Source organism: Clavibacter michiganensis (assembly GCF_002151125.1).
Classification (GTDB): Bacteria; Actinomycetota; Actinomycetes; order Actinomycetales; family Microbacteriaceae; genus Clavibacter; species Clavibacter michiganensis_C.
Map to the genome: position 1 here is coordinate 93,716 of NZ_MDJZ01000004.1, position 14,528 is coordinate 108,243.

A 14,528-nucleotide genomic window follows, 5' to 3' on the forward strand; every position below is an offset into this window, starting at 1 on the left:
TGTTGGCGGGGTGCTACAGGGCGTGCAGAGGGGTCCCGGCGAGTGCCAGGTGGGCCTCGCCGAGCGCCTCGTTCTGAGTGGGGTGGGCGTGCACCAGGCTGGCGACGTCCTCGGGGTAGGCCTCCCAGTTCACGATGAGCTGGCCCTCGCCGATGAGCTCGCCGACGCGGGCGCCGATCATGTGGATGCCGACGACCGGCCCGTCCTGCACGCGGACGACCTTGATGGATCCGGCCGTGCCGAGGATCGAGCTCTTGCCGTTGCCGCCGAGGTTGTACTCGTAGCTGGAGACCTTGTCGGCGCCGAACTTCTCGGCGGCCTTGGCCTCGCTGTAGCCGACGCTCGCGACCTCGGGGTCGGAGTAGGTGACCTTGGGGATGTTGATGTCCTCGACGACCACGGGCTTGTTGCCCGCGATCTCCTCGGCGACGAAGATGCCCTGCTGGAAGCCGCGGTGCGCGAGCTGCAGGCCGGGGACGATGTCGCCCACGGCGTAGACGCCGGGCACGCTGGTCTGGAGACGCTCGTCGGTGAGCACGAAGCCGCGGTCGGTCTTGACGCCCGCCTCCTCGAAGCCGAGGCCCTGCGTCGCCGGGCCACGGCCCACGGCGACGAGCAGGAGGTCGGCGTCGTACGTCGTGCCGTCCTCGAGCGCCACCTGGACGCCCTGGTCGTCCTGCGTCACGGACTTGAAGCGGACGCCGAGCGAGAACGCGATGCCGCGCTTGCGGAACGCCCGCTCGAACTGCTTGCTGATCGACTCCTCCTCGTTCGGGACGAGGTGGGGGAGGGCCTCGATGATCTGCACGTCGACGCCGAAGGAGCGCCATACCGAGGCGAACTCGACGCCGATGACGCCGCCGCCGAGGATCGCGACCTTCTTCGGGATGTAGTCGAGCTCGAGCGCCTGCTCGCTCGTGATGACGCGACCGCCGATCTCGAGGCCGGGCAGCGTGCGGGAGTAGGAGCCGGTCGCGAGGACGATGCTCTTGCCGGTGACGGTCTGGTCGCCCACCTGCACGGTCGTTCCGGAGGTCAGGCGGCCCTCGCCCTCGATGACGGTGATGCCGCGTGCCTTGATGAGGCCCTGGAGTCCCTTGTACTTGCTGGCGACGATGGCCTCGCGGTAGGCGTTGACCCGCGCGATGTCGACCCCGTCGAACGTGACGTTGACGCCGTACTTCTCCGACTCCCGCGAGACGTCGGCCACCTCGGCCGAGTGCAGGAGGGCCTTGGTCGGGATGCAGCCGCGGTGCAGGCACGTGCCGCCCAGCTTGCCCTTCTCCACGAGGCCCACGGTCTTGCCCAGCTGCACCGCACGGAGCGCTGCCGCGTAGCCGCCGCTCCCGCCGCCGAGCACCACCACGTCAAAGTTCTGTTCCGACACCCAGGATCTCCCTCGTATGCATCAAGGTCGTCTCATGCGACCGCCCGACCGGGCAGGCGCGGGACCCCCTCAGGAGGCCTCTCCGAGCCTACTACGCGCGTGAAAAACCGGCGGCCAGGGCCAGGAGCGTCCGGACGGCGACGCCCGTCGGGCCCTTCCCCGTGAAGCCGTGGCCGCCGCCCTTGTTGTGCGACGGCCCCGCGATGTCGATGTGCGCCCAGGGGATCCGGGGAGCGTCCTCCGCGTCGCCGGTCCTGCCGACGAACTCCTTGAGGAACACGCCCGCGACGAGCATGCCCCCGGCCGGGTTGCCGGGCTTCACGTTCGCGATGTCCGCGATGTCGGAGTTGAGCAGCGCGCGCATCTCCTCCGGGAGCGGCATGCCCCACATGCTCTCGCCCTGCTCGCGCGCCGCGTCGAGGAGTCGGGCGACGAGCGCGTCCTCGCCCATGACGGCCGAGTACCGCTCGCCGAGGGCGACCACCTGGGCGCCCGTGAGCGTCGCGATGTCGACGATCGCATCCGGGTGCTCCTCGCTGGCGGCGACGATGCCGTCCGCCATCACGAGCCGGCCCTCCGCGTCCGTGTTCAGGACCTCGACGGTGGTGCCGCCGCGCATGCGGAGGACGTCGTCCGGCCGGATCGCGGATCCCGACGGCATGTTCTCGGCGATGCAGAGCCAGGCCGTGAGCCGCACGGGCAGCTCGAGCCGGGCCGCGGCGACGACGACCTCGAGGATCGTGGCGGCGCCGGTCATGTCGTACTTCATGCCGATCATGGGCACGGCGGGCTTAAGGGAGATGCCGCCGGTGTCGTAGGTGATGCCCTTGCCGACGAGGGCCAGGTGGCGGGTCGCGCCGGCGGGGGAGTAGGAGACCTTCACGAGGCGGGGCGGACGCGTCGAGCCCTGCCCGACTCCGAGGATCCCGCCGAAGCCGTCGGCCGCGAGCGCCTCCTCGTCCCAGACGCGGACGTCGACGGGCAGCCCGGCGGTGCGCTCCTGCACGGCGTCGACGAACGTCGCCGGGTAGAGGTCGAGCGGAGGCGTGTTGACGAGGTCCTTGGTCCCGGCCACCGCGCCGGCGACCGCGCCGGCACGTGCCACCGCCTCGTCCGCGTCGTCGGCGGTCCAGGAGTCGCCCCGCGCGAGCACCGTGACGGTCGAGGCGCGCGGCTTCTGGCCGGCGAGCGAGTCGCGGCGGTACGAGTCGAAGGCGTAGGCCCCGAGCGCGGCGCCCTCGAGGACCGCGGTGAGCTCCGAGAGCGAGGTCACGGGCACCGCGACGGCGACCCTCTCCACTCCGCGCAGCTGGCGGATCGCGCTGCCGACGGCGTAGCGGAGCGCGACGGCGTCCAGCGGCGCGGAGCCCACGCCCACCAGGGCGACCGTGCGGGCGGCGGTCCCGGTCCCGGTCCCGGTCCCGGGGACGCGGACGACCTCGTCGCGGCCGCCCGTGACGCCGATGGCGGACAGCACCGCGGCATCGAGGTCGATGCCCTCAGGTGCGTGCACGCGGATCCCCTCCTTCTCGGTGGAGACGGCGACGACGAGGGCGTCCGCCTCCACGTCGACGGCACGATCGGAGGACACGGTGAGGAGGGGGAGGGTCATGGGCGACGAGCCTAGCGACGCGCGCGAGCCGCGGCTGGGCGCCGACCCGGGATCCGGGCGGGGACGGTGCGCGGGGCGGAGCGAGGCGCACGGTCAGGCACGGCTTCCGTGTTCGCTCTCGGCAGCACCCGCCCGCCTGAGGCCGACAGGGGCGCGGCCTAGAGTGGATCACATGGCTGACGCGGACGGACTGTACGAGATCGACACCGACATCGGCGAGGTCCCGACCGGCCTCCCCCTCGTCGCCGGCCTCACCGGTTTCTCCGACGCGGGCTCGGGCGTGTCCCAGGTCAGCGAGTACCTGCTCAGCACCCTGAGCCACAGGGACGTGCTGCGGTTCGATACCGACACCCTGCTCGACTACCGCGCCCGCCGCCCCACCATCTACTTCGACCAGGACCATCTGGCCGACTACCGCCCCGCGCGACTGGCCCTCTACCTCGCGCACGACGAGATCGGCCAGCCCTTCCTCTTGCTCACGGGCTTCGAGCCCGACTTCCGCTGGGAGGCGTTCACCGCGGCCGTCCTCGGGATCGTGGACCGCTACCGCGTCTCCACGACCACGTGGGTGCACAGCATCCCCATGCCCGTTCCCCACACGCGGGACATCAACGTCACGGTCAGCGGCAACCGCACCGAGCTCATCGACGCGCTCAGCGTGTGGAAGCCGCACACGCAGGTGCCCGCGAACGCCCTCCACCTGGTGGAGCACCGCCTGCACGACGCCGGCCACCCCGTCGCGGGCTTCGTGCTGCTCGTCCCGCACTACCTCGCCGACACGGAGTTCCCGCTCGCGGCCGTCGCGGCGCTCGAGAGCATCAGCGCCGCGACCGGCCTCATCTTCCCCACGGACCGGCTGCGCGAGGAGGGTCGCGACTTCGTGGGCCGCATCGACGAGCAGGTGGCGGGCAACCAGGAGCTGGCGCGCCTCGTCACGACGCTCGAGGAGCGCTACGACAGCTACATGGAGGACACGCCCCTCAAGTCGCCGCTCACCGACGAGGACGGCGCCCTGCCGACGGCCGACGAGATCGCGGCCGAGCTCGAGAAGTTCCTGGCACGCCGCCGCCCCGGCGACGGCGACGCCGCCTGACGCCCCGACGCTGAGCCGGGCCCGCGAGGAGGACGCCGGCGGCCGGGCTCTCCGAGGCTCGGTATCCTCGTGCCGATGAGCAACCGCCGCGCCCGCATCGTCCTCGGCGTCGCCATGGTGGCGTACCTCTCGTCCGTGCTGCAGCGCGGCTCGCTCGGCGTCGCGTCCGTCGAGGCGGGCGACAGGTTCCACGTGTCGGCGTCGCTGCTGTCCACCCTCGCCGTGACGCAGCTCATCGTGTACGCGGCGCTGCAGATCCCGGTGGGCGTGCTCATCGACCGGATCGGTCCGCGCGCGCTCCTCGCGGCGGGTGCGCTGCTCATGGTGGCCGGTCAGGTCACGCTGGCGCTGTCCACCTCGCTCGAGGTCGCCGTCCTCGGCCGCATGCTCGTCGGCGCCGGCGACGCGATGACCTTCGTGTCGGGTCTCCGCCTCATCAACTCCTGGTTCTCGGGTCCGCGCGTGCCCGTGCTGTCGCAGTGGTTCGCCAACGTCGGGCAGCTCGGGCAGGTGCTGTCGGCGATCCCGCTCTCGCTGGTGCTGCACACCGCGGGGTGGACGCCGGCGTTCCTGGGCTCGGCATCCGTCGCGGTCGTGGCGTTCGTCGCCGTGGTCGCGGCCGTCCGCGATCGGCCCGGGGGCGACCCGCCGCCCCCGCGCGTCCCGTGGGGCGACTCGATGCGGGAGCTCGGCCGGAGCCTGCGTCGACCCGGCACGCAGCTGGGCTTCTGGTCGCACTTCGTCACGCAGTCCTCCGGCGTGGTGTTCAGCCTCCTCTGGGGCTTCCCGTTCCTCGTCGACGGCCTCGGCTACAGCCCCGCCGTCGCGTCCGGCCTCCTGATCGTGATCGTGGCGTCCGGCATGGTCGTAGGCCCCGTGATCGGCATCCTCACCGGGCGCTTCCCGTTCCGGCGCTCCAACCTCGTGCTGGGGGTCGTCGCGATGATGGGCGCCGCCTGGGCGCTGCTGCTCCTCTGGCCGGGCGTGCCGCCGCTCGCCGTCGTGGTCCTGGTGGTCGTCGCGATCGGGATCGGCGGGCCCGGTTCGCAGGTCGGGCTGGACTTCGCACGCACGTTCAACCCGCCCCGGAGCCTCGGCGCGGCGTCCGGCATCGTGAACGTCGCGGGATTCACCGCGAGCTTCACGATGATGCTGCTCATCGGGATCGCCCTCGACGTGCAGGACGGGATCCGCGTGGCGGGCGGCGCCCCGAGCGACCTCTACGCGTTCGACTCCTTCCGCGTCGCCTTCGCCGTGCAGTACGTGGTGGTGGGCTTCGGCGCGCTGATGCTCGTGCGCACGCGGCGGCGGACCCGGCGCCTCCTGGCCGACGAGGGAATACGGGTGGGGCCCCTCTGGGTTGCCTACCTCGACAGGCGACGCCGACGCCGCGCGTGACGCCGGCCCGCACACGGACGACATTGGCTCGTCCTCGCGCCCATCCGTGCAATAATCAGGTACGGACCCGTTCATGTCCTGCATCTCGTGCCACCCAGGTGGTGCCATCACCTCGGTGATGATCGAGCAGCGGACTTGACATGGGTCCTAGCAATGTCCGAAAACAACCCCGACCCACCTCCGGCAGGTCACCCCGCAGCATCACCGCGGAGCGCGCGACCGGTCGTCGTGGGGACGAAAGGTGTTCGCATGGCCACCCCCTCCACCCCGTCCGCCACCCTGGACGCGGACGCCGCGACCGGCTCGGCCGACGACGCCGCGACGGGTGAGGCGAAGGCTCCCGCCAAGCGCGCCCCCGCCCGCAAGACCGCGGCCGCCAAGGCCCCCGCGACGAAGACCGCGCCCGCCGCCAAGGCCCCGTCCAAGGCGGCCGCCGCCAAGGCGGCAGCGGCAGCCGAGAGCGACGAGCCGGTCGGCGCGGACGCCCCCGAGGCGCCGGCGAAGGCGCCCACGGCCCGCGCCAAGGCCGCCGCCGCCAAGAAGGCCGCCGCCGCCGCGGGCGATGGCGCGCCTGCCAAGGCGCCCCGCAAGACCGCTGCCAAGAAGACCGCCGCCGCAGGCGAGGCCCCCGACGACGAGGCCGAGGAGGTCGTGGTCCCGGTCGTCGAGGACGACGCGGAGGACGAGGTCGTCGAGGGCGGCGCGGCCAAGCCGCCGGTCGTGCTCGAGCCCCTCCCCACGGGCGCCATGGTGCTGTCGAACAAGGAGGAGGACGAGGACGTCCCCGTCTACTCGACGACCATCACGGGTGCCACGGCCGATCCCGTCAAGGACTACCTCAAGCAGATCGGCAAGGTCGCGCTGCTCAACGCCGCCGAGGAGGTGGAGCTCGCCATGCGCATCGAGGCGGGCCTCTTCGCCGAGGACAAGCTGGCGAACACCCCCGGCATCTCGCGCGAGCTCGAGCGCGAGCTGCGCTGGGTCGCCCGCGACGGGCAGCGGGCGAAGAGCCACCTGCTGGGCGCCAACCTCCGCCTCGTCGTGAGCCTCGCCAAGCGCTACACGGGTCGCGGGATGCAGTTCCTCGACCTGATCCAGGAGGGCAACCTCGGCCTCATCCGCGCGGTCGAGAAGTTCGACTACACCAAGGGCTTCAAGTTCTCCACGTACGCCACGTGGTGGATCCGCCAGGCCATCACGCGCGCCATGGCCGACCAGGCGCGCACCATCCGCATCCCCGTCCACATGGTCGAGGTCATCAACAAGCTGGCCCGCGTCCAGCGCCAGATGCTGCAGGACCTGGGCCGCGAGCCCACGCCCGAGGAGCTGTCGCGCGAGCTGGACATGACGCCCGAGAAGGTCATCGAGGTCCAGAAGTACGGACGCGAGCCCATCTCGCTGCACACGCCCCTCGGCGAGGACGGCGACAGCGAGTTCGGCGACCTCATCGAGGACACCGAGGCCGTGGTCCCCGCGGACGCCGTGGGCTTCACCATGCTGCAGAAGCAGCTGGAGTCGCTCCTCGACTCGCTGTCCGAGCGCGAGGCGGGCGTCATCCGCATGCGCTTCGGCCTCGGCGACGGCATGCCGAAGACGCTCGACCAGATCGGCGACACGTTCGGGGTCACGCGCGAGCGGATCCGCCAGATCGAGTCGAAGACCATGGCCAAGCTCCGCCACCCGTCGCGCTCGCAGTCGCTGCGCGACTACCTCGAGTAGGCCGTGCCCCTGCGCCTCGCCGTCGCCGCGGGACGGGCCGCCCGCTGGGCCGCCCGTCTCCGCGGTGGCGGATCCGCCGTGCCCGGCGTCGTCGCCCTGCGTCTCGAGCCCCGCTTCCTGGAGCGGACGATCGCGGACCTCCCGCACGGCGTCGTCGCGGTCACCGGCTCCAACGGCAAGTCGACGACGACGCACATGCTCACCGCGGTGCTCCGCGCCCACGGTCTCCGCGTCTTCACGAACCCGTCCGGCGGTAACCTGCCCCAGGGCATCGCCTCGGCCGTGCTCGCCGACGCGGACGCCTCCGGTCGCCTCGACGCCGACGTCGCCGTCCTCGAGATCGATGAGGCCTACGGCGTCGCGCTCTCCGCGCTGCTGACGCCGCGCACCGTGCTGCTGCTCAACATCCAGATCGACCAGCTCAACCGATTCCACGAGCCCGACCGCGTGGTCGGCATGCTCGAGCGGATCGCCGCCACGGCCACCGAGGCCGTGGTCGCCAACCGCGATGACGCCCACGTCAACGCCATCGCCGCGCACACCGCGCGGTCCGGTCGCGCCGCCGTCGACTGGTTCGGCGTCTCGGAGGGGCTCCTCGGCGACAGCAAGCACGGCCTCGCCTCCGCCCCGCGCTTCGGATCCGAGGATCCTGACCCCGTGCACGTCGCGGCGGACGTCGAGGCCGTCGTTCTCGCGGGACGCGAGGCGGTCTACCGCCTGGGATCCGGCGACCTCCCCGTCACGCTGCCGTCGCGCGGCCTGCACTACGCGGTCGACGCGGCGGGCGCCCTGGCGACGGCGCGCCGCGTGCTGGGCGACCGCTTCGACCCGTCTCTCGCAGCCGAGGGCCTCGGCTCCGTCGCCGCCGTGTACGGGCGCGGCGAGATGCTGCGCGCGGGCGACGAGGACATCGAGATCATCATGATGAAGAACCCGGCCAGCCTGCAGATGAACCTCGACGCGCTCGGCGACCCGCCCGAGCAGGTGCTGCTCGCCGTCGACGACGGCACACCGGACCCGTCGTGGATCTACGACACCGACCTCTCCGCGCTCACGCACGCCGACGTCGTCTCCGGCACCAAGGGGTACCAGCTGGCGGTCCGATTCGGCTACGAGGGCCTCGAGGTCGGCGCGGTCGAGCCCGACCTGCGCCGTGCGGTGCAGTCGTTCCTCGCGATGGAGAGGCCCTCGCGGGGCGTCAAGACCATGATCGTCAACTACGAGCAGATGATGGCCATCCGCCGCATCCTCGGCTACACGGACCTCGAGGGAGGACCCGCGTGAGCGACGCCCTGCGCATCCTCCACCTCTATCCCGAGGAGCTCGGCATCAACGGCGACCGCGGCAACGTGACCGTGCTCGTCGAGCGCGCGCGCATCCGCGGCATCCGCACGGAGGTCGTCCGGCACGGTCCGGGCGGCGGCCACCCCGGCGACGCCGACCTGGTCGTCGTCGGATCCGGTCCGCTGACCGCCCAGCGCGCCGTGCTGCCCGACCTCGTCTCGCACGCCCCGCACCTCGTGGCCCTCCGGGAGGCCGGCGTCCCGCTGCTCGCGGTGGGCGGCGGCCTGCAGCTCCTGGGGGAGTCCGTGCGGCTCGTCGACGGCGGCGAGCTCGTGGGCGCCGGGGTGCTGCCGGTCCGCACCACGCTGACGGCCGAGCGACGCGTCGGCGACCTCGTCGTCGACACGCCGGAGGGCGAGGTCGTCGGCTACGAGAACCACGGATCCACCCTCGACATCGGCGCGGCCTCGCCCCTCGGCACGGTGCGCGCCGGCTTCGGCAACGCCGGTCAGGGCGGGGGAGAGGGCGTGCGCGTCGGGACGTCGATCGGCACGCACCTGGGCGGACCCGTCCTCGCGCTCAACCCGCGGCTCGCGGACGAGCTTCTGGCCGCGGCGCTGGCACGGCACGGGCGGGAGCTGCCCGTCGACATCTCGGGGACGCTCGACCGGCTCGACGGGTGGGCGCGCGAGGCCCGCGCGACCGTCGCGGCCCGGCCCGCGCACTACTGACGCGTCGCTCCCGGACGTCCCGGGCATGACGAAGGGCGCATCCCCCGGGGGATGCGCCCTTCCTCGTGCGCCGGCCGGAGCCGGTGCGGGTCGTCCTAGGCGCGCTCGTCGAGCAGGCGGCTCGACTCGTCGTGCCAGCTCGTGGCGATGGCCGACAGCTTCTCCTGGTACTTCTTGCCGTGGTGGGCGCAGAAGAGGAGCTCGCTGCTGTTCACCTCGACGCGGATGTACGCCTGGGCGCCGCAGCTGTCGCAGCGGTCGTTGGCGGTGAGCTGGTGGTTGTCGAGCTCGTCCACGGGACGCTCGGTCGCGGTCGGTGTCATGTGATGCTCCCCTCCGGGTCGGGTCTGGGTCGAGCCGAATGGATCAAGTAGACCACGTGCTCCCGGCAGTCGACCCGACCGTGGACGCCTGTTTCGCTCTGCGCGTAGGGCACGGGGCGGAGGACGGCGATTCGGAGGGGGAGGCGGCGGGCGGCGGTTAAGATCGATGTCGGCTCGCGTCCGGCGAACGCCGGACGTACATGGAGGACAGCACGTGGCAGCATCCGATTATTCCGCCCGTCACCTCTCCGTCCTCGAGGGACTCGAGGCGGTGCGCAAGCGGCCCGGCATGTACATCGGATCCACCGACTCGCGCGGCCTCATGCACTGCCTGTGGGAGATCATCGACAACAGCGTCGACGAGGCGCTCGGCGGTCACGGCGACCGCATCGACGTGCGGCTCCACCCGGACGGCAGCGTCGAGGTGCGCGACACCGCGCGCGGAGTGCCGGTCGACATCGAGCCGAAGACCGGACTGTCCGGCGTCGAGGTCGTCTTCACGAAGCTGCACGCGGGCGGCAAGTTCGGATCCGGCTCCTACGCCTCCTCGGGTGGCCTGCACGGCGTCGGCGCGTCGGTCGTGAACGCCCTGTCGGAGCGCCTCGACGTCGAGGTCGACCGCGGCGGCAAGACGCACGCCATGTCGTTCCGGCGCGGCGAGCCGGGCATCTTCGAGGACGACGGCGAGGCGAGCCCCGACGCGCCGTTCCGGCCCTTCACGTCCGGCAGCGAGCTGCGGGTGGTCGGCAAGGTGCGCAAGGGCGTCACCGGCACGCGCATCCGCTACTGGGCCGACCGGCAGATCTTCACCCGCGGCGCCTCCTTCCTCACCGAGGAGCTCCTCGGCCGCGCGCGCCAGACCGCGTTCCTCGTGCCCGGTCTCAGCATCGACATCGAGGACCTTCGCGGCGAGCAGCCCGTGCGCGAGTCCTTCCGCTTCGACGGCGGTATCGCCGAGTTCGTCGACCACCTGGCCGTCGACGCGCCGCTCACCGACACCTGGCGGCTCGAGGGATCCGGCACGTTCACCGAGACGGTCCCCGTGCTCACCGACGGCGGCGCCATGGTGCCGACCGAGCTGACCCGCGAATGCGCGGTCGACATCGCGCTGCGCTGGGGAACGGGCTACGACACGCGCTTCAAGTCGTTCGTCAACATCATCGCGACGCCCAAGGGCGGCACCCACCAGGCCGGGTTCGAGGCGGGACTCCTCAAGTTCGTGCGGGCGCAGGTCGAGGCCAACGCCCGCAAGCTCAAGGTCGGCACCGACAAGCTCGAGAAGGACGACGTGCTCGCCGGCCTCACGGCCGTGCTCACGGTGCGGTTCCCCGAGCCGCAGTTCGAGGGGCAGACGAAGGAGGTGCTCGGCACCCCCGCCGTGCGGGCGATCGTCTCGCAGGTCGTGCAGAAGGCGATGGCCGAGCGCTTCGCCTCGACGCGGCGCGAGGACAAGGCGCAGACCGCCGTGCTCCTGGAGAAGGTCGTCGGCGAGATGAAGTCGCGGATCTCGGCGCGCACCCACAAGGAGACCCAGCGGCGGAAGAACGCGCTCGAGAGCTCGTCCCTGCCCGCGAAGCTCGTGGACTGCCGGTCGAACGACGTCGCCAACAGCGAGCTGTTCATCGTCGAGGGCGACTCGGCCCTCGGCACCGCGAAGCTCGCACGCGACAGCGAGTACCAGGCGCTGCTGCCCATCCGCGGCAAGATCCTCAACGTGCAGAAGGCGTCGCTGCCCGACATGCTCTCCAACACGGAGTGCGCCTCGATCATCCAGGTGCTGGGCGCCGGATCCGGCCGCACCTTCGACCTGTCGGCGGCACGCTACGGGAAGATCATCATCATGAGCGACGCCGACGTCGACGGCGCCCACATCCGCACGCTGCTGCTCACGCTGTTCTTCCGCTACATGCGGCCGATGATCGACGAGGGCCGCGTGTTCGCCGCGGTGCCGCCGCTGCACCGCGTGGTGGTCATGAACCCGGGCTCGAAGCCCAACGACGTGACCTACACCTACTCCGAGCGCGAGCTCGCGGCCGTGCTCGCGCAGGCGAAGCGGCAGGGCAAGCGCTACCAGGACCCGATCCAGCGCTACAAGGGCCTGGGCGAGATGGACGCCGACCAGCTCGCCACGACCACGATGGACCGGCGGAACCGGACGCTGCGGCGTGTGCGCGTCGACGACGCCGAGGCCGCCGCGCGCATGTTCGAGCTGCTGATGGGCAACGACGTGGCGCCGCGCAAGGAGTTCATCATCGACGGCGCGGGCTCCGTGCGGGACCGCATCGACGTGTGATCCGCCGGGTGCTCCCGGATGCGCGGACGGCCGCGGACCCTCGTGGTCCGCGGCCGTCCGCGTCCGTGCCTCGAGCTCCTAGGTGTCCAGGGGAGCGGAGCCGTCCTCGGCCGACGGCTCGACGAGTCCTGCGGCCGCGCCGGACGCGGCATCCGGTGCCTCGGCGGGCGTGACGGCCTGGCCGACGCTCCCGATCGCCTTCTCGAGCGGGATGCCCGATCCGTCGCGCTTCATGCCCGTGGGCGGCAGCTGCCGGACCTCGCCGGCGGGCCCGACGGCGAGGGCGGGGCCGGGACCGACCCAGGCCAGGGCGAGGTGGTCCTCGCCCTTCAGGTAGGCGTGCGCGCGGACCCCGCCCGTGGCGCGGCCCTTGCGCGGGAAGTCGCCGAAGGCGGAGACCTTGGCGCGTCCCGGATCCACGCCCGCGATGGTGGCCGACGACGCCGAGACGGTGACCACCTCCGCCCCCTCGGGCGCGACGGAGGAGAAGAACAGCACGCGCGCGCCGGGCTGGAGGTTGACCCCGGCGACGCCGCCGGCCTGCACGCCCTGCGGCCGCACGGACACCGCGGGGAAGTGGAGGAGCTGCGCCTCGCTGGTGACGAAGACGAGCTCGTCCGTCTCCGCGCCCTGCCGCGCGCCGACGACCTCGTCGCCCTTCTTCAGCGCGATGACCTCGAACTCGGGCTTCGCCGGGAGGGCGGACGCCGCGACGCGCTTCACCACGCCCTGCCGCGTGCCCAGCGCGATCGCCTCCTCGGTGCCGAGCGCCACGAGCGCGACGACCCGCTCCTTCTTGTCCGTGAGGCCCAGGTAGTCGCGGATCCGCACGCCGGCGCCCAGCTGCACGCTCGCCACCGGGACGGCCGGCAGGTCCACCGGCGTCATCGTGACGAGGCGGCCGGTGTTGGTGATGGCGCCGATGCGCGTGCGGCTCGTGGTCTCGATCGCCGTGAGGACCGCGTCGTGGGAGCTGCGGCGGACCGTCTGCAGGGGAGTGCCCGGCGCATCCGTCGGCAGGTCGACGCGCACGGCGCGTCCCGTCGTCGAGAGCAGCACCCGGCACGGCACGTCGGCGATCTCGAGCACGGGCGCGGACCGGCGGCTCGACGCCCCGGCGACGCTCGGCGCGGCCTCGGTGAGCAGCGTGCGGCGCGGCGTGCCGAAGCGGTCCGCCACCTCCTGCAGCTCGCTCGAGACGAGGGCGCGGAGACGGCGGGGATCGGCGAGGATCGCCTCGAGCTCGGCGATCTCGGACTCGAGCCGGTCGCGCTCCTCCTCCAGCTCGATGCGGCTGAACCGCGTGAGCCGGCGGAGGCGGAGCTCGAGGATGTAGTCGGCCTGCAGCGTCGAGAGGTCGAAGACGTCCATGAGGCGGGCGCGGGCCTGCTCGGTGTCGTCGCTGCCGCGGATCACCTGGATGACCTCGTCGATGTCGAGGATCGCGATGAGGAGGCCGAGCACGAGGTGCAGCCGCTCCTGCCGGCGCGCGAGCCGGTAGCGCGTGCGGCGGGTGACCACGTCGAGCCGGTGCGCCACGTAGACCTGGAGCAGCTCCTTGAGCCCCAGCGTCTGCGGGCTGCCGTCGACGAGGGCGACGTTGTTGATGCTGAACCCGTCCTCCAGCGGCGTGTACCGGTACAGCTGCTCGAGCACGGCCTCGGGGTTGAAGCCCGTCTTGATCTCGATCACGAGCCGCAGCCCGTGCGTCCGGTCGGTGAGGTCGGTGACGTTGGTGATGCCCGACAGCTTCTTGTTCTGGACGCCGTCCTTGATCTTCTCGATGACCTTCTCGGGTCCCACGAGGTACGGCAGCTCGGTGACGACGAGACCCGACTTCCGCGGCGTGAGGCTCTCGACCGAGACGCGCGCGCGGGTCTTGAAGCTGCCGCGCCCGGTGAGGTAGGCGTCCTTCACGCCCGAGAGCCCGATGATCGTGCCCCCCGTCGGGAGGTCGGGCCCGGGGACGAAGGCCATGAGGTCGTCCAGGGTGGCGTCCGGGTGGTCGATGAGGTGCCGGGCGGCGCCGACGACCTCGATGAGGTTGTGCGGCACCATGTTCGTCGCCATGCCGACCGCGATCCCGCTGGCGCCGTTGACGAGCAGGTTCGGGAACGCCGCGGGCAGCACGGCCGGCTGCATGAACGCGTTGTCGTAGTTGGGGACGAAGTCGACGACGTCCTCGTCGAGCCCCTCGACCATCGCGAGGGCCGAGGCCGCGAGCCGGGCCTCCGTGTAGCGGGGCGCGGCCGGCCCGTCGTCGAGGGACCCGAAGTTGCCGTGCCCGTCGATGAGCGGCACGCGCAACGTGAACGGCTGCGCCATGCGCACCATCGCGTCGTAGATGGCCGAGTCGCCGTGCGGGTGCAGCTTGCCCATGACCTCGCCCGTGACGCGCGCGCTCTTCACGTGCCCGCGGTCGGGGCGGAGGCCCATCTCGCTCATCTGGTAGAGGATGCGGCGCTGCACGGGCTTGAGGCCGTCGCGCGCGTCCGGCAGGGCCCGGGAGTAGATGACCGAGTAGGCGTACTCGAGGAACGAGTTCTCCATCTCGGTGGAGACGTCGACGTCCTCGATGCGCTCCGCGGGCTCATCGGGCGTGGTGTTCGTGGTGGAGGGACTCATGGACTCTCTGGGTCGGGATCGGCGCTCGGTCTCATCGGCGTCGTGACGCGGATGCGCGCCGGG

General features: G+C 72.0%; 10 protein-coding genes. 6 read left to right on the forward strand and 4 right to left on the reverse strand.

Annotation, left to right across the window (positions count from 1 at the left end; all coding sequences use genetic code 11):
* Nucleotides 1–13: 13 nt before the first annotated feature.
* Complete coding sequence (gene lpdA, locus BFL37_RS01800) at nt 14–1,387, reverse strand: dihydrolipoyl dehydrogenase (protein ID WP_086513465.1); 1,374 nt, start codon at nt 1,385–1,387, stop codon at nt 14–16.
* A gap of 91 nt (nt 1,388–1,478) precedes the next feature.
* The gene (locus tag BFL37_RS01805) at nt 1,479–2,999 is read right to left on the reverse strand and encodes a leucyl aminopeptidase (protein ID WP_086513466.1); all 1,521 of its coding nucleotides are present in this window, start codon (nt 2,997–2,999) and stop codon (nt 1,479–1,481) included.
* A 172-nt stretch (nt 3,000–3,171) separates the two neighbouring features.
* Here BFL37_RS01805 and BFL37_RS01810 point away from each other — a divergent pair, with 172 nt between their 5' ends.
* The 5 genes from BFL37_RS01810 (at nt 3,172) to BFL37_RS01830 (ending at nt 9,224) form a co-directional block, all read left to right on the forward strand.
* Complete coding sequence (locus BFL37_RS01810) at nt 3,172–4,092, forward strand: proteasome assembly chaperone family protein (RefSeq protein ID WP_086513467.1); 921 nt, start codon at nt 3,172–3,174, stop codon at nt 4,090–4,092.
* A 75-nt stretch (nt 4,093–4,167) separates the two neighbouring features.
* On the forward strand, nt 4,168–5,490 hold the full coding sequence (locus BFL37_RS01815) for an MFS transporter (protein WP_086513604.1): 1,323 nt from the start codon (nt 4,168–4,170) through the stop codon (nt 5,488–5,490).
* Nucleotides 5,491–5,739: 249 nt separating this feature from the next.
* Complete coding sequence (locus tag BFL37_RS01820) at nt 5,740–7,209, forward strand: RNA polymerase sigma factor (protein WP_143331576.1); 1,470 nt, start codon at nt 5,740–5,742, stop codon at nt 7,207–7,209.
* Between the two features lie 3 nt (nt 7,210–7,212).
* The gene (locus BFL37_RS01825) at nt 7,213–8,493 is read left to right on the forward strand and encodes a MurT ligase domain-containing protein (protein WP_086513468.1); all 1,281 of its coding nucleotides are present in this window, start codon (nt 7,213–7,215) and stop codon (nt 8,491–8,493) included.
* Nucleotides 8,490–9,224, forward strand: a complete 735-nt coding sequence (locus tag BFL37_RS01830) for a type 1 glutamine amidotransferase (RefSeq protein ID WP_086513469.1) — start codon at nt 8,490–8,492, stop codon at nt 9,222–9,224. The genes BFL37_RS01825 and BFL37_RS01830 overlap by 4 nt, the downstream gene beginning before the upstream one ends.
* Before the next feature lie 95 nt (nt 9,225–9,319).
* On the opposite strand, the gene BFL37_RS01835 is transcribed toward BFL37_RS01830, so the two are convergent.
* Entirely contained in the window at nt 9,320–9,547 is a 228-nt protein-coding gene (locus BFL37_RS01835; RefSeq protein ID WP_012038337.1) for a DUF7455 domain-containing protein, read from the reverse strand.
* Between the two features lie 214 nt (nt 9,548–9,761).
* Between BFL37_RS01835 and BFL37_RS01840 the strand changes: the two genes are divergently transcribed.
* Nucleotides 9,762–11,840: a DNA gyrase/topoisomerase IV subunit B gene (locus tag BFL37_RS01840; RefSeq protein WP_086513470.1), complete on the forward strand. Its 2,079-nt coding sequence runs from the start codon at nt 9,762–9,764 to the stop codon at nt 11,838–11,840.
* 78 nt (nt 11,841–11,918) lie between these two features.
* Here the strand turns inward: BFL37_RS01840 and BFL37_RS01845 are convergent, their stop codons facing one another.
* A complete protein-coding gene (locus BFL37_RS01845) occupies nt 11,919–14,465 on the reverse strand; it encodes a DNA gyrase/topoisomerase IV subunit A (RefSeq protein WP_086513471.1) in 2,547 nt (848 codons plus the stop codon).
* Nucleotides 14,466–14,528 lie beyond the last annotated feature (63 nt).

Bases quoted from the DNA above. Each gene is read 5' to 3' on its own strand.
- BFL37_RS01805 (WP_086513466.1), bottom strand. From the start codon at position 2,999: ATGACCCTCCCCCTCCTCACCGTGTCCTCCGATCGTGCCGTCGACGTG.
- BFL37_RS01810 (WP_086513467.1), top strand. From the start codon at position 3,172: ATGGCTGACGCGGACGGACTGTACGAGATCGACACCGACATCGGCGAG.
- BFL37_RS01815 (WP_086513604.1), top strand. From the start codon at position 4,168: ATGAGCAACCGCCGCGCCCGCATCGTCCTCGGCGTCGCCATGGTGGCG.
- BFL37_RS01820 (WP_143331576.1), top strand. From the start codon at position 5,740: ATGGCCACCCCCTCCACCCCGTCCGCCACCCTGGACGCGGACGCCGCG.
- BFL37_RS01835 (WP_012038337.1), bottom strand. From the start codon at position 9,547: ATGACACCGACCGCGACCGAGCGTCCCGTGGACGAGCTCGACAACCAC.
- BFL37_RS01845 (WP_086513471.1), bottom strand. From the start codon at position 14,465: ATGAGTCCCTCCACCACGAACACCACGCCCGATGAGCCCGCGGAGCGC.